We start from the raw sequence: 21,608 nt of genomic DNA, 5'->3' as shown, positions 1-21,608 counted from the left end.
AACACCTTAACCTTTTGGGATAAGTGAAAGCTGTGGCGACACAACTGATCGCTTCCATCTAATTTTCAGAAAAGTCAGACCTATTTTATTCCAATGATCAATTTAAGCTTTTCTTCCAGCTCCTGAGATTTGGAAGGAGGAAAGCTCCCCAACTCTCTTAAGATCATGTTTTTTGGGAATGACACCAGCTTGTGCAATTTTAATACTGACTTTACGATCAATCCCGACTGTACCCAAATCGTCTGTTCAGGGTCGATTTCCATTTCTGTTTCTTCCGGCTGACTGCCCGTTTTGCTGGAGATGAAGGCCAGGATCACGTGGTCATAATTCCCAAATGCCCCAGACAGGCACAGGGCCGGCCTCACTTTCTTCGTGGAGAAATCCTCAAAAGGGAAAGGGACTAAAACAACCTTGTGTTTAATCCCGAAAGGGCTTTCCGTCTTTGATGGTATAGACATTTTCCTCAGGTTCGTTTAAAAAATCAAGAGCTGGATTGTTGGACAGGGACTTCAAATAAATATTCTCTTCCTCCATCTCCTCTTCTGAAAGAATCAAGACCCGAACAGGAATCCCACCCTTTAGTCCTGTGGCATCAAGGGCAATGCTTCCGTCTTTTTTGGTAACCGTCTTTAATTCAATTGCTTTCATGGCTTTAAAATACTAAAAAGCCCCGGAATAATCCCCGGGGCTCTTGAAAAAACCTTTGAGGTCTCTAAGACCTCGAAGGCTTGAAATAGTTTACTAGACCTTCGAGGTTTTAAAAACCTCAAAGGTCGCTTCCCAAGAAAGGATATTTATAATCCTCCGGAGAAACGAATGTTTCTTTGATGGTACGTGGAGAAACCCAACGAAGCAAGTTGATCATAGAACCAGCTTTGTCATTTGTGCCGGAAGCTCTAGCTCCACCAAATGGCTGCTGACCTACTACTGCACCTGTTGGCTTATCATTGATGTAGAAGTTACCCGCTGCATTTCTCAACTTAGTAGTGGCCAATTCAACTGCATAACGATCCTGAGAGAATATCGCTCCAGTCAAGGCATATGGAGAAGTCTGATCGACCAATTCCAACGCCTCTTCGAATCTCTCCGAATCATACACGTAAATAGTCAATACCGGTCCGAAAATTTCTTCACACATCGTAGTGTACATCGGGTCTTGCGTCACGATCACAGTTGGCTCGATGAAGTAACCTTTAGACTTGTCGTAAGTACCACCAGCTATGATTTCCACTGCTGGATTTGCTTTCGCATTGTCTATGTACTTGGCAATTTTATCAAAAGACTTCTCGTCAATTACCGCATTGATGAAATTGGTAAAATCTTCCGTTCCGCCCATTTTCATATCAGCAAGATCTGCTACCAAACTATCTTTCACTTCATCCCAGATATTGGAAGGAATGTAAGCACGAGAAGCAGCAGAACATTTTTGACCTTGATATTCAAAAGCACCACGGGCAAGTCCTACTGCCACAGCTTTTGGAATTGCAGATTTGTGTGCAATCACAAAGTCTTTTCCACCTGTCTCACCGACGATTCTTGGATAAGATTTGTATTGGTGAATGTTTGTTCCGATAGTTTTCCAGATATGTTGGAATACGCCTGTAGACCCTGTAAAGTGAATACCTGCGAAATCAGGATGCTTGAAGATAACATCTCCAGCAACAGGCCCATCTACATAGATCAAGTTGATCACACCAGCAGGAACACCCGCCTCTTTGAACACTTGCATCAGCACATTTGCTGAATAAATCTGCGTATAGGCTGGTTTCCAAACGATGGTATTACCCATCATCGCAGCTGAAGCAGGAAGGTTACCAGCGATTGCTGTGAAGTTGAACGGAGTCAAAGCGAAAACGAAACCTTCGAGCGGACGCTGCTCCAATCTATTCCAAACGCCATTCCCAGAAACTGGAGGCTGTTGGGCATAGATTTCAGTCATGTATTGCACATTGAAGCGCAAGAAGTCAATGAATTCACATGCCGCATCGATCTCTGCCTGCATGGCATTCTTGGACTGACCAAGCATGGTAGCGGCATTGATTTTGGCTCGATATGGTCCTGCCAAAAGATCCGCAGCTTTCAAGAAAATCGCAGCTCTTTGTTCCCAAGCTAAGTTTTCCCAAGCTTCTTTGGCTCCAAGTGCCGCATCGATAGCTTGCTCTACGTGAGAAGCATCTCCTTCGTGGAAATGCCCCAACACGTGTTGGTGGTCGTGCGGAGGAGACATTTTGTGCGTATTGCCAGTTCGGACCTCATCCGAGCCTATGTACATAGGCACATCAACTTGCTGAGATCTAGCCTCTTTAAGCGCAGCTTGCAATTCTTTTCTCTCGGGGCTTCCGGGAGCGTATGCTTTTACCGGCTCGTTCACCGGAGTTGGTACATTAAAAAAACCTTTGAGCATGATATCTGGGGTTATGATTTTCTGTTTGCCAAAGATAACCAGAAGGTTTTATTGGCGGACAAATATGAAGTAAAAGAACCCTAAAGAATGGATTCTAGTTCGCTATGGCCCCCGTTCGTGCTCACGAATGGGATTTCTTTCTAAAAAACATAACTGCTAACTAAAAAGGGCTATCTGCTAAAGAATGCCCTCCAGTTCTCTCAAATGCGAAATAGTGTAAGTTGGGATAATGTCAACTGATTTACCTAGGGGGTTGAAAAAGACCTGGTCTATACCTGCACCATGAGCTCCTTTGATATCAGAAATGGGATTATCACCTATCATAAGGCTGTTTTCCTTGCTTGCACCTGCTTGTTCCAATGCATAGTGGAAAATCCTGGGATCAGGTTTTTTATGGCCGGTAGTCTCTGAAGTTATTACCAATTCGAAATAGTCATTCAGGCCTGAAGAATTCATTTTTTTCGCCTGACTTTCGTCAAAACCATTCGTGATCACATACAACTTATACTTGGGCTTGAGGTAGTCCAAGATTTCTATCGTGTGCGGAAAAAGATGTGGCTTGGTAGAGGTTCTATGCATAAAATCTATTTCAAACTCCTCTGGAATTAATGCATCTGCGACTCCGGCATGGGCAAATATCCTTGGAAAGCGAGTGGTGCGTAGCTCTTCTTTCTGCAATTCACCTTTATCATAGGCCGCCCACAACTTGAAATTCACCGCATAAAAGGCATCAATGAAATGCTGGGGAGACAACACTCCCAAGTTTTCAAGTTTGTAATGAAGAAATAATTCAGAAAGGGATTCCTGGACATTTCGATCATAATCCCAGAGCGTGTGATCTAGATCGAAAAAGAGATGTTGGTAAGTTTTCAAAGGAAATTAACGTCGGTACTGGTTATTCTGTATTTTATTGATGGCAAGTTCACGGTTTGACTTCAGGATTTCGAAGGTTTCCTGATCTTTAATAAGGCTTGGATCTTTTTGGATAAACTTAAAAATCTGATGAATGATTTCTAGATATTCCTCTAGGATGTAATAAAAAACCCACTGATCTACACGCCTGCTACCCAACAAACCTGCATTTTTTAGGTAAATGAGATGCCTACTTGTTTTTGTTTGGGTGAAATCAAGAATCAATTCGAAGTCAGAAATCGAAAGCTCCTTATTGAGCATCAGGAGGTGAAAAATCCTTACTCTAGGCTCCTCCGAAAGTGCTTTGAAGATTCTAAGCCCATAGTTTAAACTGATATTTTTTAGCCGCATTTGTAAGATTTAACGGAGTTTATGAGGGTAAAATAAAAATTCACCCGAAATTAGGGTAATATCGTGTCTGAATTGACAACCAATCGCCGTTATATTAAGTTTATAATTTGTGAAGAATTCATTACTCATTAGCACCGCCTTCGTTTTCCTATGTGGAATATTTTTTTCATCACTTGAAGTGAACGCTCAAGATGTACAGGAAAAAAAAGTAATCCAACTTTCTGGTATTATCCTTAATGCCGATAGTACCGATGCTGTAGCAGGTGTCAATATTTACGTACCAACAAAAGGAAGAGGAACGAGCTCAGGCCGATTTGGTTATTTTTCCATGCCTGTTTTAGAAGGTGACTCTGTGATATTTAGTTTTATAGGCTTGAAAAAACAAACCTTCAAAATTCCAGAGACGGTAGAAAGCGACAAAATCAGTTTGATTCTTACCATGGAAGTGGACGAAATCGCTCTTGCTGAAATCGAGGTAATGCCTTATCCGACTGAGGAGGAATTTAAGCAAGCAGTTATTGCGCTGAATGTAGTGGATCCTATGTCCATTTCAAGAGCGAACATGAGTCCAGAAATGCTATTACGCTGGGCCGAATCCATGCCAGCCTCCGGTAACGAGAACTTCAGATATTTCCAGCAAGGACAAGCCATCCAAAACCAGGATCTCTATGGGCCTAGAACCCTTAGACTTCTCGATCCATTCGCCTGGGGACAGTTTATTCGGTCTATTAAACGAGGTGATCTGAAGAAGAAGGATTAGGCATTTCGGAGTCTCTCGCAAAAGCGCAGCGGCGCAACGGATTAATAGCTCCCGCTAAGGCGCTAAGGCGCAATTCAATTTTGCATCAACCCATTGACCACCCTTTTTATTCCATCTGTCAGTTTATCCTCATTGAAATTGATAAGCATTCCTAATCTTAGCCCTGTAAGTCTAAGATATGTCCTAAGCTGCTTTGGATGAACAGGCAGTAGCATTTCCACTGATTTCAATTCAATAATAACCTTATTGTTAACTATAATATCTGCCCGAAAACCTTGATCCAGCTTCATACTATTCCATATAACAGGAATAATCACCTCAGTATCTACATTAAAACCCCGCGACTTTAACTCATATACAAAAACAGCCTGATAAATGGACTCTAGCAATCCTGGCCCTAATCTTTTGTAAATTAAAAAGGCGATATCAACAATGACTTTTGAAATCTCGTTTTCATGCATATTTAGGTCCGTTTACAATAATTCAAACCAGAAAAATTGCGCCTTTGCGCCTTGGCGGGAGGTATAATTGTAGCCCTCAATCAATCTCCGGCAGCACCCACTCCTCCAGTACACTAGGAAGGCGCATCATCTCTTCGATAGCTGCAACTGTTCTTGGGGCATCTCCTGATAGATTAACAGCTCCATCTTTGGTGATCAAAATATCATCTTCTATACGCACGGCGATTCCCCACCACTTTGGATCACAGTCTGATCCTTCAGGGATGTATATTCCTGGCTCAATAGTAAACACCATGCCTTCTTGAAGTGGATTACGTGTGCCACGATCATGGACATCCAGCCCTATATGATGGCTGGTGCCATGGGGAAAATACATGTGGCTTTCACCTTCTTTGATGATGCCTAATTTGGCAAGTCCCTTGTTGATTATCTCTCTGCCTGCGGCATCTATCTCTTGAAAAGTCGTTCCAGGTTTTGAAATTACTATTCCAGCTTCCTGAGCTTGATAAACCAATTCATAGATGGCTTTTTCTTCAGCGTTGAATTTACCATTGATCGGAATGGTCCGGGTCACGTCGGCGGTGTATCCTCTCCACTCTGCACCCAGGTCCATAAGCAATAACCTATCGGTCAAATCCCGCTTATCATTCTCTATGTAATGAAGAATACAGCCATTATTACCTCCACCAACTATGGAAGGATAACCTAGTTCTTCTGCGCCATATCGCTTATATATAAATTCATGAACGCCCTGGATTTCCCGTTCTGTCATTCCCACTTTAGCGGCTTTCATTACCTCTATTTGGCCTACAGCCGAAATCATTACCGCCTTTTTGAGTAAGGCTATTTCCTCTGGAGTCTTTATTTCCCGCAGGGTTGCCATCATACTTGCCAAAGCTGTGATATCAAGCTTTTGCTCGGGCATTTCCTCCTTTACCACCATTCTCTTTTCCGGAGATTCTGCATTCATATAGGAACTGACCAAGGGATCTTCCATCATCTCCGGATATTGGCTTTCGTATCGTTTGAGCATCTGTACCACGCGATCGGAGGTTTCCAAATCTGAGTTTTTGATCATCGCATAAATCTGTGCACTGGCCTCAGTTAGCTTGTCTGGGTAAGCCGTGGCAGTTTTGAAATCATTTACCATGGTGATCAAAGGCTCGTTATTGCTGCTTTCTTCTATACCTTCGGAAAGGCTAAAAGTCAGGATTTTATCAAAATCCTGAAGGTTGATCCCGGATTTTGAGCCGAAATCTGAATTAAGCAGCGCTTGTTCAAAGCCCAACTCACTCATCACATCTTCCGTCCCCAGTCGCTTTCCATTCCACATTTCAGCCCTTGGATCTCTATTCTGGACAAAAATCAATTCATCAGCTACGCCTCCATTTACTTCCCGCTCCTCACTGAAAATAACAAGAACTGCATTTGGCTCTCTCAATCCAGTCAGGTAGAAAAAATCGGTATCAGGATGATAAATGTAATCCACATCATTGGTTCGGTTTTTTACGGGATTGTTGAAAAATACTGCCACAGAGTTTGTAGGCATCAATTTCCTCAATTCCTCTCTCTTTTGGCTGTGCCATTCGGAGCTGAGTCCATCTTTAAAGTAGGACTGAGAGAAAGCCGTAAGAGAACCTAAAAGCAATAGCAATGTCCAAAGTGTCTTTTTCATAAGTATCATGTTGAATTAGGACTTCTAATGTCTGCCCTTTTGACCATTTAACAAAGTCTTAATCTACAGAAAGCCACATATCCTTATCTTTGGCTACTAAAAAATCAAAACATGAGAAAAATCGGGATTTTATTTTTGATATCCATTTTGGCTTCTACTCCGCTACTAGCTCAGGAAACAGCCAAAAAACCCAAACTTATCGTTGGCATCATCGTCGATCAGATGCGCCAGGATTACTTATATCGCTTTGCAGATCGATATTCTGAAGGTGGTTTTAAGCGGATGATGAATGAAGGTTTTATGATGAAAAACGGACATTTCAATTACATCCCGACTTACACCGGTCCTGGCCATGCCTCTGTCTATACTGGCACCACGCCTGCTACACACGGAATCATCAGCAATGACTGGTATGCCAAAAGCATAGATAAAATGATCTATTGTGCAGGAGATACCACGGTAACTAATGTAGGCGGCTCAGAAAACAGTGGGTACATCAGCCCTCGAAATATGCTTACTACCACCATCACCGACGAGCTACGTATCGCCACGCAGAAGCGATCCAAAGTAGTGGGGGTGGCGATCAAGGATCGTGGTGCCAGCCTTCCCGCCGGCCACATGGGAGATGCCTATTGGTTTGATTCCAACACGGGGGAATTCATGACTTCCACTTACTATTATGATCAACTTCCTAAATGGGTGGATAGATTCAACGACAAGAAACTCGTAGATCAATACCTCTCGCAGACCTGGAATACCCTCTACCCGATCAAAACCTATACACAAAGCATGGTGGATGACAATCCTTTTGAGGGAAAATTCAGTGGAAAAGAAACGCCTACCTTTCCGTATGATTTGAAAGAACTAAGAAAAACCAATGGTCAATTTGGATTGATTTCTTCTACGCCCTATGGCAATACACTAACACTGGATTTTGCTTTGGCAGCTCTGGACGGAGAAAAGATGGGTATGGGGGAAGAGACGGATTTCCTTGCGCTTAGCTTCTCATCTACTGACTATGTAGGCCACAGGTTCGGCCCCCAATCCAAGGAAATAGAGGATACCTACCTTCGTTTGGATCAGGAAATAGAAAGACTTCTGAATTATTTGGACGAAACATATGGAAAGGATCAATATATCGTTTTCCTATCTGCCGATCATGCCGTAGCTGAAGTAGCTACCCACATGATCAGTGAGAAAGTACCTGCTGGGAATATTCGCACGGGAGCTGTGATGGGTGAGCTTCAAAATCACATCGCAGCGAAGTACGGAGTAGGCAAATGGATTAAAAACTATTCAAATGGTCAACTTTTCCTTAATCATGAACTGATTCAGGAAAGAGAGTTGAACCAGGAAGATTTAGAAAATGAAATTGCGCAGTTTCTTTTGAAAGCTGATGGGATCAAAGAAGTCTATACCGGGACAGCGATGAGAACCCGGGAGTTTACCCAAGGAAGAGCGATGAGACTTCAAATGGGCTATAATCACAAGGCATCAGGGGATATTTTGATCGTACTCGAACCAGCATGGCTTTCAGGTGGTGACACCGGCACTTCCCATGGGACAGGATATTCCTATGACACCAATGTGCCCATTTTATTCTATGGCTGGAATGTCCCTGCAGGTGAAAGTTCCCGCTATACAACCATTACAGACATTGTCCCTACCCTATCCATGATGCTGAACATCAAGCTTCCTAACGGCAGTACAGGACAACCAATCTTGGAAATAACTGATAAGAAATAAACATACCAACCTTCAAAAAAAGCCTCGAAAGTTCAAATTTCGAGGCTTTTTGTTTTAACTGATTTTATAAAATTAATCACTGCGTCCAACTCATCGGATACTTTTCATCTACAAACTCCAGCGCATCAGTCGTAATCTGAAGTGACTTAAATGTATCCAACATTACAGCATATTCATCTGTAGCTTTTGCCCCAATGGATTTCTCAACCGTCCCCGGATGCGGACCATGTGGCAAACCTCCCATGTGTAGGGTGAACGAACCTCGATCTATTCCCTTTCTGCTCATAAACTCCCCCTCGGCATAGTAAAGCACTTCATCAGAATCAATATTGGAATGATTGTATGGAGCCGGAATCGACAAAGGATGATAATCAAAAAGCCTAGGCACAAAAGAGCAAATCACAAATCCCCAAGCCTGAAAAGTCTGATGAACTGGTGGTGGCTGATGAATCCTGCCGGTAATCGGTTCAAAATCATAAATGGAAAGTGCATAGGGATATAAGTACCCGTCCCAACCCACAATATCCAGCGGGCTATATCCATAAGAGTATTGATGAAGCATTCCCTGTTTTTTGATCTGAACCAGATAATCTCCTTTCTCTTGTTCTACATGAAGTTCATGGGGAGGGCGGATATCCCGCTCGCAATAAGGAGAATGCTCCAGCAACTGCCCTACCTCATTTCTATAACGCTTAACTGTCTCGATGGCACCTACAGATTCTATTATCAATAATCTTAGCGGACCTTCTTCCTCAAATTCAAAGCGGTAAATAGTTGTACGAGGAATTACGATATAGTCCCCTTTGTGAACTTCAAGCTTGCCAAATTGAGAATACATCACCCCTTCGCCATCGTGCACATAGATCACCTCATCCCCATCTGCATTTTTGAAGTAATAATCCATTTTCCGCTGTCGGGGAGAGCAAATCCCCATCATGACATCTGAATTCATCAGGAGATTTCTTCTCGCAGAGAGGTAATCATCTCCAGTAGATTCTACATTAGAGGTTTTTAAATGAGTCTGCTGCAAACCATGTTCGGCGGCTGGATTCCAGGAGTAAGGTTCTGGTTTCCCGATTGCTGTTACTTCGTTGGGATTATGGATATGATAAAGTGTAGAGTAAATCCCTGAAAAGCCTTTAGAGCTCACTACTTCTTCCTTGAAGAGACTGCCATCAGGCTGTCGGAATTGGGTGTGTCTTTTGGGTGGGATTTCCCCCATTCTGTGATAGTATGCCATTAGTATTGGGTTTATTTCTTAGGTTAAATTTAATCATTCCGTCAAAAGGACTTTGACTTACCGGTAAAAATGATTTTTTCTCTACATATCTTTAACTGCTAATCAAAAAATGAGTTCAAAAAACATTCTCAATTAGGGTTCAGTTAATAATGTTGTAAACATCGTCTTCATACGTACAGGTTTTTAAGGACTTTCTTGTTTAGTTGAAAAATAATTGGAAAGTCAACGAGATATCCCTAAACTGAATACAATTAACAACCCAGCTTAAATCAATTAATTAATGGAAAACACTGCTTTCAAGAAAAGGAAAATTACTGCTTTGGTGATTATTGGGATTTTGATGCTTTTGATTTATGGTAAAAACTTGACCGAGAGGCAAGCCTTCAAAAGCATAAGCAGCACTTTCACAGAAGTTTATAATGACCGTCTGGTGGTAGAGGGATATATTTTCAGGATTTCAGAGAACCTTTTCAGGATTCAAAAACTGGTGGATCATTGCGACTTGGGCTATGATTATTCCAAAGTAGTGAATGAAATAGCTATGCATGAGAAAAATATTATGGATATAGTGAGTGATTTCGAGCAGACTAATCTTACCCTGAATGAAGAGCAATACTTGGCTGATTTTAGAGGTATTATAGAAAATGATTTGCAAATCAAAAACTATAGCCTACTCTACTCAGACTCTACAGGAGTAAATAAAAATCAAGTTAAACTGTACGATCAGAAAATCAGCAAAGCACAAAAAGACCTAGATAATCTGAGTAAAATTCAGTTGGAAGAAGGAGAAAAATTAATCAACAAAGCCAATATCATCATTAACCGTTCCCAGATCTGGGCGCAATTTGAAGTGGCTTTGTTGATCATTTTAGCACTGGCGGTCTATTTACTACTCTTTAGAAGCAAAGTACCATTTACTTAATCTAAACCTTCAGTTTACTTAAATACTCAGCATTTTCTTCAGCTGCCTGCATAGGCGTAGTGCCAACAAATCTCTCCTGTTCTATTACAAAGTACTCCATTCCGTACTTTTTAGAATTCTTTATTATTTCCGAATAGGGAATCTCGCCTGACCCAAGTAGCACTCCGCGGTCATGCGCATTTCCTCCTTCTGGTTCGGCATCTTTCACATGACAAAGCTTAAATCTGCCAGGATATCTAGCCACATACTTCAAAGGATCGTAACCAGCCACATGTGACCAGTACATATCCAATTCAAAATCGACCAAATCCGGATCAGTATTTTCCATCAAAATATCCTGAGGCAACTGACCATCAAGCATCTTGAAGGTGTAGTCGTGATTGTGATAGGCAAATTTCAGCCCATGAGATTTGAGGGTTTCCCCGGCGGAATTAAACTTTTCTGCTGCCTTTTTCCAATCGTCCACCGTTTTTTGAGCACCGTAATACGGACAAATCAAATATTTCATCCCAACTTCAGCAGCTTGCTCTGCCTGAGCATCCAGGTTTTTGAATACATCGGCATGGGAAGAAATAAAATCCGCCCCAGTGTCTTTCAGGAGACTTTTACACTCCGCAGGAGTCATACCCCAGAGGATACCCTTTCCACCATCAAATCCTTCAAATTGCTTGTAACCAAAACTCGCCAATTTGCGCATGGTACCCACAGCATCCTTTACCATTTCTTCCTTCACGGAGTACAATTGAATTCCAAATTTGGAAAGTTTTGCCTTGGCTACTGATCTGGCAGAGGCCATTTCAAATGGAAACAATACTGCTCCCACGCCCAGCATACTCCCTATCTGTAAAAATTTTCTTCGTTGATTGTTCATAAATAGATAAGCCTGCCCGTGTGAAAGGGAGGCTATTTTTAGATTTGACTTTGTTAAATAGCGTAATTCTTATCTGAGTCGGACCAAGGGATACATGGATCGAATCTGCCAGGAACTTCCACATAATTCAAGGCTTGAGTAGCTCCGATCTCAGAACTGAAGTAGCCTAGAACTGTTAAATCCCGGAGCATATTGATCACTTGGGGACTTCTAGCCTCTCCACTGGATTTAAACTCCTCAAACATACCATTTAGAAAAGCGAGCCTTTCTTCAGCTGGTGCGCCCACAAAATCCTTTCCATTGGCTGACTTGAAGTCTTTTCTAAGCTTGTTCAAGCCATCTACAAAGGTCTTCTGGCTATCTCCATCATAGGTATCTTTCACCATCATCACCATAAAAGATCCTATTCCTACAGCTTTTGCTCCAGGGGTATCTGTCTCAGGTATAATCGTATCGCCTAGCTCGTCCAAGTATGCAATATCATCGGGATCAAAATCTAATCCTTCTATTTGGTTTTCAGGAGTACAGCCTGTCATGATTGCCGTAGCGCCAATCATTGTGCCTCCCATCATTACCATGACGCCTTTCAAAGCGTCTCTTCTATTCATAGTCATAGTCTTGTCTTTTACGATTAGAGATTTTGCTTTTTCAACTCATCCACCGCGAAAGCCGCAGCCCTTGCGGTCAACGCCATATAGGTAAGTGAAGGATTCACTGCGGCAGCTGAAGTCATGCAGGCTCCATCGGTCACAAACACATTTTTAGCTTCCCAAACTTGGTTATTCCCATTCAAAACTGAAGTTTTCGGATCACGTCCCATTCTTGCAGTTCCCATTTCATGAATTCCTTGACCGAAGGTATATCCAGAGTCATACTGATTGATATTTTTGAATCCAGCGACTTCCAGCATTTCAGCTGCATCGGCCATCATATCCTTACGCATTTTGATCTCATTGTCTTTGATCTCTGCGTTCATCACTAATGACTCCAGCCCCCACTTATCTTTTACTGTATCACTCAGCTTGATCGTGTTATCATGGTAAGGCAGAATTTCACCAAAGGCTGTAATACCCATAGACCAGGGTCCTGGCTTGGTGAGCGCATCTTTCATAGGAGCACCAAAGTTCAATTCGGCTACATCTCTTGTCCATCCGCTTCTGCTGGCACCACCTTGATATCCAAAACCTCTCAGGTAATCCCGCTTATCCCCGTTTACATTTTGGAATCTTGGAATATAAAGTCCTGTCGGTCTGCGTCCAAAATAATATTTATCTTCATAGCCTTCCATGGTGCCGCTAGCACCAAGACGGAAGTGGTGATCCATCACGTTATGTCCTAGTTCTCCCGAACTACTTCCCAATCCCCCTGGCCAAATATCTGTAGCCGTACGCATCAAAATAGCTGTGGAATTGAAAGCCGAAGCACATAGGAATACGATCTTCGAGTTGAACTCAATCGTTTCGGTGGTCTGACCATCGATGATCTCTACTCCTGTAGCCTTCTTAGTATCCTTATCATAAATCAGCCTTCTCACTATAGACCAAGGACGAAGCGTAAGGTTACCAGTTGCCTCAGCTGCGGGTAAAGTGGAAGCCTGAGAGCTGAAATAGCCACCAAAAGGACAACCTAGTGAACACTTGTTTCGGTATTGACAACCGGGTCTTCCGGGAAGTGGTTGGGTAATATTGGCAGGACGGCCAATAGTCCATGTTCTAGCTCCCTGATAGTGTTCTTTGATTTTTGCGGCTGCATCCTTTTCTACACAGTTCATCGGCATAGGAGGCATAAACTCGCCATCCGGCAGCACATCCAATCCGTCTTTGGATCCTGAGACTCCCGCAAATTTTTCAACATAAGAATACCATGGTGCAATATCTTTGTATCGAATAGGCCAATCTACTGCCACACCTTCTTTTGCATTTGCTTCAAAATCAAGGTCTGACCATCGGTACGATTGTCTTCCCCAAAGCAGAGAACGACCGCCTACTTGGTAGCCTCTGAACCATGTAAATGGCTTTTCTTCTACATAAGGAGACTCATCTTCATGCGCCCACCAGTCCAAATTCAACTCGTTGAGCACATAGTCCCTTCTTAAATTTGGATGGTTTTCCAATTGCTCCTGAGTCCTTCTGCCACGATGCGGAACTTCCCATGGTGGCAATGTCGCTGTTTTATAATCGGTGACATGCTTCACGTCCGGTCCTCTTTCAAGTAGTAAAACCTTCAGTCCCTTCTCTGTTAATTCTTTAGCAGCCCAACCGCCACTTATTCCTGACCCAACTACTATTGCGTCATATGTTTCATTTGCCATAAATATGGTTTTTAGGTTTTTGTTTTAGTTAGACATCACAGATCTGAACGCCTTGAGCTAGAGCTGCTATCTTATCTTCTCCCTTAGGAATAAATTCATGAGAAACGTAACCTTTGAATCCGGAGGCTACTATCGCCTTCATCACTGCAGGATAGTAAATCTCCTGAGAGTCATCCAGTTCATTTCTTCCTGGATTACCGGCCGTGTGATAATGCCCAAAATAGTGATGATTATCATTTATACTTCTGATCAGATCCCCTTCGTCTATCTGCATGTGATAGATATCATAGAGCAATTTGAAATTCTCACTTCCCAATCGCTTACAAAGCTCAACTCCAAAAGCAGATTTACTACACAAGTAATCTTTGTGGTTAACTCTACTATTTAGGAGTTCCATCTGCAGAATGACACCATGCTTTTCGGCCAAAGGAATTAATTTCTCCAGACCCTGCACACAGTTTTTCAAGCCAGTTTCATCATCCATCCCTCGTCTATTTCCAGAGAAACAAATCAGGTTTTTATAGCCTGCTTCTGCCACCTTGGGAATCATCTCGGTATAGTTTTTTATCAGTTGCTCGTGATATTTCACCTCACCAAAACCTTCCGTAAGACTGATTTCCGCGCCGTTACACATCGAAGAATCCAAGCCGTGCTTTTTCAATATATGCCAGTTACTAGGGCCGATCAGGTCAATGCCTTTGATCCCTACTTTTTTTGCCTCAACACAGAAATCTTCTAGGCTAAAATCACGAAAACACCAGTGGCAAACGCCGTGGTTAATATTTCCTTTCAATTGGTAAGGTGTTTCTTCCTTCATTTCGAAAGAAGATAAGGTGCTGAACGCAGCGCCACCAAGCAAAACTTTTTTGAAAGATTCTCTTCTTCCATTATCGATAGGTTTGGTCATTATGGGATTTATTGAGGTGAGTTTTTTTGTTCATTTTTAAAAAGGGCTGTGAAAAGTAGCAAAACCAATACAGAAATGCCAGCAGGAATCAACCAAATTGATTTCTTAAGCTCAAATCTAGGGGATTGAAAGTCTGCCATGGCCAGGTTTTAAAATCAGATAAAAAAAGTGTTGACCCGAAAGCAATAGCCAAAGTTTAAATTTTAGTCAATTTGAGCTATTTTAGGCAGCTCAATTGACTTCCATGGAAAGGTCTCTCGTTTGTAGTTACAAAGCCATTCATACCCCACTGGAGCTATTGATCAATTATTCCATCAATTCTCTAGGAGAGCGGAGGTTTTTCCATTCGGAATCAATTATTTCAAGCATTTAAACCTGAATATAAAGTCTTTTTCCTTATGTCATCCTCACAAAAACTAAAACTAGGACTCATCGGTGGCGGTCCAGGATCTTTTATAGGAGCTATCCATTTAAACGGCGCATTGATGGACGGTATGTTCGAGCTGGCTGCTGGGGCATTCAGTTCTAATCCCGAAAAATCAAAACAACGCGGTGAAGAGCTTATGCTGGATCCTTCTCGCGTTTATGCCAGTTATGATGAGATGTTTGCTGGCGAACTCGCATTGCCAGAGTCAGAACGAATCGATGTAGTCGCCATCGTCACTCCAAATAATGTGCATTTTGACCCAACCGTAAAAGCTCTGAAATATGGATTTCACGTTGCATTGGACAAGCCGCTCACTTTGAATTATACCGAAGCTAAGGAGCTTTATCCTATCGTGAAAGCCTCAGAAAAGCGCTTCTTGTTGACCCACACTTATTCTGGCTATCCAATGATCAAGCAAGCCAAGCAGATGATCGCAGAAGGCAAAATCGGCAAAGTGAGGAAAGTCTATGTGGAATACCCGCAGGGTTGGCTTTGGAAACTTCTAGAATCCGAAAACAACAAACAGGCTGAATGGCGTACCGATCCAAAAAGGAATGGTTTGGCGGGCTGCATGGGAGATATTGGGACGCATGCCTTCCATTTGGCTGAGTATGTATCTGGAGAAAAAGTGTCCGCAATCTGCGCTGATCTATATATCAAGGTCGATGGCAGACCGATTGACGACGACGGAGTGGTATTGATGCGTTTTGAAAACGGCGCGTCTGGAGTTCTTACCGCTTCGCAAACAGACACGGGTGCTGAAAATAACTTGAGAATCCGAGTTTATGGAGAAAAAGGAGGACTAGAATGGCAACAAGAACTAAATAACACCCTGATCGCGAGATGGCCTGATGCTCCAGCTCAGATTTTGAGAGCAGGCACAGGATATTTAGGATCCTTGGCAAATGAAAACACCAGAACACCAGCAGGCCATCCTGAAGGGTACGTGGAAGCTTTCGCTAATTTGTATAGAAACTTTGCACGCTGTATCTATGCAGAGCGAGCCGGAGAAACTCCCAAACCTGAATGGGAAGACTATCCTGGCATAGAAGATGGAATCAGAGGTATGGCCTTCATCGATCATGTATTGAAAAGTAATGAGTCAGAAGTAAAATGGACTCCATTCGTAGTAGAAAAATAAATTCTTGAACCTAATATTTTAACCTAATCAAAATGAAGACAATCAAAGGCCCAGCGATTTTTCTCGCGCAATTTATTGACGACAAAGAACCATTTAATAACCTAAAGAACATCTGTAACTACATGGCTGATCTTGGCTATGCAGGTGTTCAGATTCCTTCTTGGGATGGTAGAATGATCGATTTGCAAAAAGCTGCTGAAAGCAAAACTTACGCGGATGAAATCAAGGGCACCGTTGAAGAAGCCGGCTTACAGATCACGGAACTTTCCACGCACCTCCAAGGGCAATTGGTAGCAGTTCACCCTGCCTATAATGAGTTGTTCGATGGATTTGCTCCGGACAACCTGAAAGGAAATCTACAAGGCAAAACCGATTGGGCCGTACAACAATTGAAGTATGCTGCCAAAGCCTCGGAAAACATGGGACTCACCCAGCATGCTACTTTCTCAGGAGCTTTGATGTGGCACACCGTTTATCCATGGCCTCAAAGACCTGCTGGATTGGTAGAAACTGGCTTCACAGAATTAGCCAAAAGATGGACGCCGATTCTGGATGAATTCGACAAACATGGAGTAGATGTATGCTATGAACTTCACCCAGGAGAAGATTTGCATGATGGAGTGACATTTGAAATGTTTCTAGATAAAGTCAATAATCACACCCGTGCAAACATACTTTATGACCCAAGTCACTTTGTGCTTCAGTGCCTGGATTACCTGCAATTCATTGATTTCTACCACGAAAGAATTAAAATGTTCCATGTTAAAGATGCTGAATTCAACCCAACCGGAAAGCTAGGTGTCTATGGTGGATACCAAGGATGGGTAGAGCGTGCAGGCCGCTTCAGATCTTTGGGAGATGGGCAAGTTGATTTTAGCGGAATTTTTAGCAAACTTTCGCAGTACGATTACGATGGATGGGCCGTTTTAGAATGGGAATGTGCGATCAAGCATCCAGAACAAGGAGCGGCAGAAGGTGCTCCGTTTATCGCTTCACATATCATCAACGTCACGGAAAAAGCATTTGACGACTTTGCAGGCCGTGGAGCAGACGAAGAATTCAACAAAAGAATCTTAGGAATCTAATAACTCAATTTTAATATCCAACTAAATGAAAATCACAAAACCTATAAATCTTGCCTTAGTAGCTCTGGCAGGCTTTACATTCGCCTGCGGCGGGGGAGAGAAAACATCTGAAACCACTTCAACTGCTGACGTAGAAACACCAGCAGCTGCTCCTGAAGTAGAAATGAGCCTGGAGGAAAAGTACCAAGATGATCCTATTTACATCAAAGGCCTAGCGAAGTTGAAGACTTCAGATTGTACTTCTTGCCATATGGTGGAGAGAAAGATCGTAGGCCCTTCCTATGCAGATGTAGCAGCAAAGTATGAAAACACGGAAGAAAACATCGACATGCTGGCCAAGAAGGTGATTGAAGGTGGCGTAGGTGTATGGGGAGAAATACCTATGCCGGCACACCCTGCATTGAGCATAGAAGATGCCAGAGACATGGTAGCTTACGTTCTTCTATTGAAAAAATAAGATGAGAAAAAGCTATATAATCGTCACAGGATTGGCAGGCATACTTGCTTCTTGCTCCGGAGAAAAAGCAATCGAAACAGAAACCGAAGAACTGGCTGTAGTAGAAACACCTACCGAAGAATGGACCGATTTATTCGCTAGCAATGACTTCTCCAACTGGCACAAGTACGGCGGTGGAGAAGTAGGAAATGCTTGGAAAATCGAGAACGGTGTAGTTTATCTTGATGCCGAAAACAAAGAAAACTGGAAAGAAGGAGACGGTGGAGACATTACAACCAATGAGGAATACGAAAATTTCCATTTAAAGTATGATTGGAAAATCTCCCAAAATGGTAATAGCGGCGTGATTTTCTATACGCATGAAGGGCCAGAATATGAGCGTTCTTACTATACTGGTTTGGAAATGCAAGTATTGGACAACGAGGGTCACCCAGACGCAAAAATCGTCAGCCACAGAGCTGGAGATCTATATGACCTAATCGTAAGCAGTGAAGAGACCGTGAAGCCTTATGGAGAATGGAACTCAGCCGAGATCATTGCGAACAATGGACAACTTGATCTTATCTTGAACGGAACGACTGTGGTAAGTACTACACTTTGGACTCCTGAGTGGGAAGCTTTGATCGCTGATAGCAAATTCAAAGACATGCCTAACTGGGGTACATTCAAAAAAGGCAGCATCACACTTCAGGATCACGATAACCTTGTTTACTTCAAAAATGTGATGATTAAAAAGCTATAAATTCATTTTAAATAACATCGAAGAGTCCCGCAATTAGCGGGACTCTTGTTTTAATAGTAGAGAAAAATTGTTGTATTGAGACACATCAACCTTCATCACCATCCGCTAACTGTGTTTTCTGGGCAATCGCTCTGATTTTATCATCTAATTCGTTGGCTGAGCTCAATAAATGATCCAACAGATCACTTTCCTGTATCTCATGCGTTGGAATATTCTTTATCAAATTGACAAGCCCCATTATCCTTGCCAATGGAGCACGGACCACGTGAGATTGTAACCATGCAATGTCTCTAAACTGCTGGTTTTGTAGTTCAATTGAAGCAATACTTTTGACCTTTTCTGTATTATCAAGACAGGCTCCAATCATCCCTAAAATCTCCCCATTCTGATCTTTTTTTAGCTTAGCCCAAGACCGTAGATACCGTACTTCACCCGTGGGCCTGATGATCCTTTCTTCAAAATCAGCATCTTCTCCGGTGTTCATAAGGTTTTCAATGATACCTTTCACTCTGAGTCGATCATCTGGATGCAATAGTTCAAGATAACCTTCAAAAGTTGCCTTAAATGTGCTTTCATCCAAACCATAGATTGAATATAGCGCTGGAGACCAGATAACAATATTATGGGCAATATCCCATCTCCAATTGCCGAAATGTGCAAGCTCCTGACTTTGCAGCATGAGCAAGTTTGAATCACTTATAATCTCTGTTTTCTGTCTATTTTCTAAGATTACTTGTAAAAATGATGTAGCCCTTTCCATAACCTGAATCTCATCCTCAGAGGGTGACTTGGGCTCGCTGTAATACAAAGCGAGTGTAGCCATCACTTCACCCTCCGTGCTGATAATAGGATTCGACCAACACGCTCTTAAGCCATGTGCAAGTGAAACCTCGCGATAGTCTATCCACTTAGGGTCAGTAGCAATATCGGTCACTATGACCTGTTTTTTTAAAGCTGCCGATGCACCACATGATCCCACGTTCTCACCAATTGGCTGGTTCTCAATAGCCGCCAAATAAGTTTCGGGTAATGATGGAGCTAGCCCGTCATACAAGTGTTCATTTTTTATTTTCATAATAGAGCACTTCATCTGGGGAAACATATCTTCTAATCCTAAAAGGTAACTGGTGAGAAGTTCACGGAGAGAAGTCTTAATATCAAGAAGTAAAATGCTTTTCTCCAACTCTTCCATCTCTGTTAATCTTTTCAATAGAGTTGTATCTGTCATTACTCCAAAGAGATATGGAGCCTCCTCTTCTTCATTGATCAATGCAACCCAATCCTTAACCCATTTAATACTTTGATCAGCACTTATCATCCGATATTCAAAACAATAAATTTTTCCAGGGCTATCACTCAACCTACGGTACCGTGCAACCATTTCTAGATCACTGGGATGTATGCGGCTTTCCCAAAAATCGGGGTTTTCTTTCCACTTTTCTGGCAAAAAACCTAAAATACAAATCTTGTGATCACTGACAAAGCTAAGGTGCTGCATGTTTACATCAGCTTTCCATATGGCTCCCCCCATAGATTGCAGGAAAGCAAACAATTGTTCGGGGTTATTTCTCATTCAGGTTCGGTTAAATTTGCATACTATCAATCGGGCTTCTTTCCATAGGATAAAATCTAGGAGAAGGGCGGTAATATAACCATGATTTGGGAAAGCGACACATTAACCAAGTATGTTGAGGCAATCAGGGTTTAGTTATATTAAAAAATGATTGTTTGCATTATCATCTAAAATTAGTGGCTCATAAAATGAAAAGCTATTCAAAAATCGGATAAAATGCCAGAATTTATAGCAGGCTAGCTATAAAACAATGAGCCTAGAAATAAGAAAAGCAGCCCATTTGGACTGCTTTTTTGTGATCCCTCTGGGGCTCGAACCCAGGACCCTCCCGATTAAAATCGGGATGCTCTACCAGCTGAGCTGATTAGAGCTTCAATATATTTTCTGGACTTCATTCTTTTAACATAGGATTCTTTGCGCTTAGCAGAAGTTAAATCATCAAATGATTCCTTGTAAACTAACCGCCAAGGGATGCCTGTAGCCGTAAATTTAGAGTGGCCAATAGTATGCTCATACAAACGCCTTTCTAGGTTTGAACATGCTCCAACATAGTATTTGTTTAGCTTGTCAGAAAAAAGAATGTAGAGTGTTCCCATACCAACATAAATCAGCCTAAAAATAAGAAAAGCAGCCCATTTAGACTGCTTTTTTGTGATCCCGCTGGGGCTCGAACCCAGGACCCTCCCGATTAATATCGGGATGCTCTACTGAACCGAGCTTATTAAAACCTCTATATACTTTCTGGATTTCATCTTTTTGATTTGAGATTCCCTTCGCTTGGCAGCTTGTAAATCATCGAAGGTTTCTTGATAAACAAGGATCCAAGGAATCCCAGTGGATGTGAATTTGGAATGTCCAATATCATGCTCATATAAGCGCCTCTCCAGATTCGTGCAGGCACCAACATAGTATTTGTTAAGCTTTTCAGAAAATAGGACGTAAAGAGCAGCCATAATAGGAATTGAATGGGCTAAAAATAAGAAAAGCAGCCCGTTTGGACTGCTTTCTTGTGATCCCGCTGGGGCTCGAACCCAGGACCCATACATTAAAAGTGTATTGCTCTACCAGCTGAGCTACGGAATCATATTTTTTTTAGCGGATCGTTATCCACTTAGTATTTTTTCTTGTTGACTCGGACCTAAAACCCTCCCGATAAAAATCGGGATGCTCTACCATCTGAGCTACGGAATCGGTACTTGATATTAAAATAAAAAGCGGAACGTAATTCCGCTTTTAAGAGTGATCCTGTCAGGACTCGAACCTGAAACCTACTGCTTAGAAGGCAGTTGCTCTATCCGGTTGAGCTACAGGACCGGATAAGTATTATCAATGAATCTTTCGAAAAATGACAATACAGAAATAAATAAAGTCGGGGTGGCAGGATTCGAACCTACGACCTCCACATCCCAAATGTGGCGCGATACCGGGCTACGCTACACCCCGAAACTTTCTTTTTAACTCCTTGTAAGTTAATTTTCTTGTGATCCCGCTGGGGCTCGAACCCAGGACCCATACATTAAAAGTGTATTGCTCTACCAGCTGAGCTACGGAATCATTTACTCTATATTCTTATGGTGAATCGTTATCCACCTCTATTATAACTCTTGGATCAGTACCAGTACC

22 protein-coding genes and 5 tRNA genes are annotated in these 21,608 nt (G+C 42.2%); 7 read left to right on the top strand and 20 right to left on the bottom strand.

Annotation, left to right across the window (positions count from 1 at the left end; translation table 11 throughout):
- Positions 1-80: 80 nt before the first annotated feature.
- From BM386_RS20665 to BM386_RS20645, 5 genes are all read right to left on the bottom strand, one after another.
- Complete coding sequence (locus BM386_RS20665) at positions 81-458, bottom strand: type II toxin-antitoxin system PemK/MazF family toxin (protein WP_091697692.1); 378 nt, start codon at positions 456-458, stop codon at positions 81-83.
- Positions 418-648 carry a hypothetical protein gene (locus BM386_RS20660; RefSeq protein WP_091697691.1) on the bottom strand — a complete coding sequence of 77 codons (231 nt, stop codon included), beginning with the start codon at positions 646-648 and terminating at the stop codon, positions 418-420. The genes BM386_RS20665 and BM386_RS20660 overlap by 41 nt, the downstream gene beginning before the upstream one ends.
- Positions 649-766: 118 nt before the next feature.
- Entirely contained in the window at positions 767-2,404 is a 1,638-nt protein-coding gene (gene pruA, locus BM386_RS20655; RefSeq protein WP_091697689.1) for an L-glutamate gamma-semialdehyde dehydrogenase, read from the bottom strand.
- Positions 2,405-2,581: 177 nt separating this feature from the next.
- Entirely contained in the window at positions 2,582-3,277 is a 696-nt protein-coding gene (locus BM386_RS20650) for a YjjG family noncanonical pyrimidine nucleotidase (protein ID WP_091697687.1), read from the bottom strand.
- A gap of 6 nt (positions 3,278-3,283) precedes the next feature.
- Complete coding sequence (locus tag BM386_RS20645) at positions 3,284-3,667, bottom strand: ArsR/SmtB family transcription factor (RefSeq protein ID WP_091697685.1); 384 nt, start codon at positions 3,665-3,667, stop codon at positions 3,284-3,286.
- A gap of 178 nt (positions 3,668-3,845) precedes the next feature.
- On the opposite strand from BM386_RS20645, the gene BM386_RS20640 reads away from it, so the two are divergent.
- Entirely contained in the window at positions 3,846-4,427 is a 582-nt protein-coding gene (locus BM386_RS20640) for a carboxypeptidase-like regulatory domain-containing protein (protein WP_244545585.1), read from the top strand.
- A 74-nt stretch (positions 4,428-4,501) separates the two neighbouring features.
- On the opposite strand, the gene BM386_RS20635 is transcribed toward BM386_RS20640, so the two are convergent.
- Positions 4,502-4,888, bottom strand: coding sequence for a GxxExxY protein (locus BM386_RS20635; protein ID WP_091697681.1), 387 nt, complete (start codon positions 4,886-4,888; stop codon positions 4,502-4,504).
- A 76-nt stretch (positions 4,889-4,964) separates the two neighbouring features.
- A complete protein-coding gene (locus tag BM386_RS20630) occupies positions 4,965-6,563 on the bottom strand; it encodes an aminopeptidase P family protein (protein ID WP_091697679.1) in 1,599 nt (532 codons plus the stop codon).
- Positions 6,564-6,674: 111 nt separating this feature from the next.
- Between BM386_RS20630 and pafA the strand changes: the two genes are divergently transcribed.
- On the top strand, positions 6,675-8,309 hold the full coding sequence (pafA, locus tag BM386_RS20625) for an alkaline phosphatase PafA (RefSeq protein WP_091697677.1): 1,635 nt from the start codon (positions 6,675-6,677) through the stop codon (positions 8,307-8,309).
- A 76-nt stretch (positions 8,310-8,385) separates the two neighbouring features.
- On the opposite strand, the gene BM386_RS20620 is transcribed toward pafA, so the two are convergent.
- Positions 8,386-9,549, bottom strand: a complete 1,164-nt coding sequence (locus BM386_RS20620) for a homogentisate 1,2-dioxygenase (protein WP_091697675.1) — start codon at positions 9,547-9,549, stop codon at positions 8,386-8,388.
- A gap of 280 nt (positions 9,550-9,829) precedes the next feature.
- Between BM386_RS20620 and BM386_RS20615 the strand changes: the two genes are divergently transcribed.
- Positions 9,830-10,471 carry an MCP four helix bundle domain-containing protein gene (locus BM386_RS20615; protein ID WP_091697673.1) on the top strand — a complete coding sequence of 214 codons (642 nt, stop codon included), beginning with the start codon at positions 9,830-9,832 and terminating at the stop codon, positions 10,469-10,471.
- A gap of 1 nt (position 10,472) precedes the next feature.
- Here BM386_RS20615 and BM386_RS20610 read toward each other — a convergent pair whose 3' ends face one another.
- The 4 genes from BM386_RS20610 to BM386_RS20595 are packed head-to-tail and all read right to left on the bottom strand — an operon-like array spanning position 10,473 to position 14,560.
- Complete coding sequence (locus BM386_RS20610) at positions 10,473-11,342, bottom strand: sugar phosphate isomerase/epimerase family protein (RefSeq protein ID WP_091697671.1); 870 nt, start codon at positions 11,340-11,342, stop codon at positions 10,473-10,475.
- Positions 11,343-11,395: 53 nt separating this feature from the next.
- Complete coding sequence (locus BM386_RS20605; protein ID WP_091697669.1) at positions 11,396-11,956, bottom strand: gluconate 2-dehydrogenase subunit 3 family protein; 561 nt, start codon at positions 11,954-11,956, stop codon at positions 11,396-11,398.
- A 17-nt stretch (positions 11,957-11,973) separates the two neighbouring features.
- Positions 11,974-13,653 (bottom strand): FAD-dependent oxidoreductase, encoded by a 1,680-nt coding sequence (locus BM386_RS20600; protein WP_091697668.1) that lies wholly within the window; start codon positions 13,651-13,653, stop codon positions 11,974-11,976.
- Positions 13,654-13,681: 28 nt separating this feature from the next.
- Positions 13,682-14,560 carry a hydroxypyruvate isomerase family protein gene (locus tag BM386_RS20595; protein WP_091697666.1) on the bottom strand — a complete coding sequence of 293 codons (879 nt, stop codon included), beginning with the start codon at positions 14,558-14,560 and terminating at the stop codon, positions 13,682-13,684.
- 398 nt (positions 14,561-14,958) lie between these two features.
- Between BM386_RS20595 and BM386_RS20590 the strand changes: the two genes are divergently transcribed.
- From BM386_RS20590 to BM386_RS20575, 4 genes are read left to right on the top strand one after another with little or no spacing between them, the layout of a single operon-like run.
- The gene (locus tag BM386_RS20590) at positions 14,959-16,128 is read left to right on the top strand and encodes a Gfo/Idh/MocA family protein (RefSeq protein WP_091697664.1); all 1,170 of its coding nucleotides are present in this window, start codon (positions 14,959-14,961) and stop codon (positions 16,126-16,128) included.
- Between the two features lie 32 nt (positions 16,129-16,160).
- Positions 16,161-17,213 carry a sugar phosphate isomerase/epimerase family protein gene (locus BM386_RS20585; RefSeq protein ID WP_091697663.1) on the top strand — a complete coding sequence of 351 codons (1,053 nt, stop codon included), beginning with the start codon at positions 16,161-16,163 and terminating at the stop codon, positions 17,211-17,213.
- A gap of 25 nt (positions 17,214-17,238) precedes the next feature.
- A complete protein-coding gene (locus BM386_RS20580) occupies positions 17,239-17,670 on the top strand; it encodes a c-type cytochrome (protein ID WP_091697661.1) in 432 nt (143 codons plus the stop codon).
- A 1-nt stretch (position 17,671) separates the two neighbouring features.
- Positions 17,672-18,412 (top strand): 3-keto-disaccharide hydrolase, encoded by a 741-nt coding sequence (locus BM386_RS20575; protein WP_091697659.1) that lies wholly within the window; start codon positions 17,672-17,674, stop codon positions 18,410-18,412.
- Positions 18,413-18,497: 85 nt separating this feature from the next.
- On the opposite strand, the gene BM386_RS20570 is transcribed toward BM386_RS20575, so the two are convergent.
- From BM386_RS20570 to BM386_RS20535, 8 genes are all read right to left on the bottom strand, one after another.
- Entirely contained in the window at positions 18,498-19,985 is a 1,488-nt protein-coding gene (locus BM386_RS20570; RefSeq protein WP_091697657.1) for a PAS domain-containing protein, read from the bottom strand.
- A 299-nt stretch (positions 19,986-20,284) separates the two neighbouring features.
- Positions 20,285-20,347, bottom strand: a tRNA-Lys gene (locus BM386_RS20565).
- Positions 20,318-20,581 carry a GIY-YIG nuclease family protein gene (locus BM386_RS20560; RefSeq protein WP_091697956.1) on the bottom strand — a complete coding sequence of 88 codons (264 nt, stop codon included), beginning with the start codon at positions 20,579-20,581 and terminating at the stop codon, positions 20,318-20,320. Before BM386_RS20560 ends, BM386_RS20565 begins: the two co-directional genes overlap by 30 nt.
- A gap of 108 nt (positions 20,582-20,689) precedes the next feature.
- Entirely contained in the window at positions 20,690-20,938 is a 249-nt protein-coding gene (locus BM386_RS20555) for a GIY-YIG nuclease family protein (protein ID WP_091697655.1), read from the bottom strand.
- A 57-nt stretch (positions 20,939-20,995) separates the two neighbouring features.
- A tRNA-Lys gene (locus BM386_RS20550) sits at positions 20,996-21,068 on the bottom strand.
- 157 nt (positions 21,069-21,225) lie between these two features.
- Positions 21,226-21,299: transfer RNA gene (locus tag BM386_RS20545), tRNA-Arg, on the bottom strand.
- Positions 21,300-21,354: 55 nt separating this feature from the next.
- Positions 21,355-21,428: transfer RNA gene (locus tag BM386_RS20540), tRNA-Pro, on the bottom strand.
- A gap of 38 nt (positions 21,429-21,466) precedes the next feature.
- Positions 21,467-21,539 (bottom strand) — tRNA-Lys (locus BM386_RS20535).
- Positions 21,540-21,608 lie beyond the last annotated feature (69 nt).

The sequence above is a fragment of the Algoriphagus locisalis genome (assembly GCF_900116615.1).
GTDB classification, from domain to species: domain Bacteria; phylum Bacteroidota; class Bacteroidia; order Cytophagales; family Cyclobacteriaceae; genus Algoriphagus; species Algoriphagus locisalis.
Note: the sequence above shows the minus strand (reverse complement) of the source record. Positions and strands in the feature narration are given on the sequence as shown.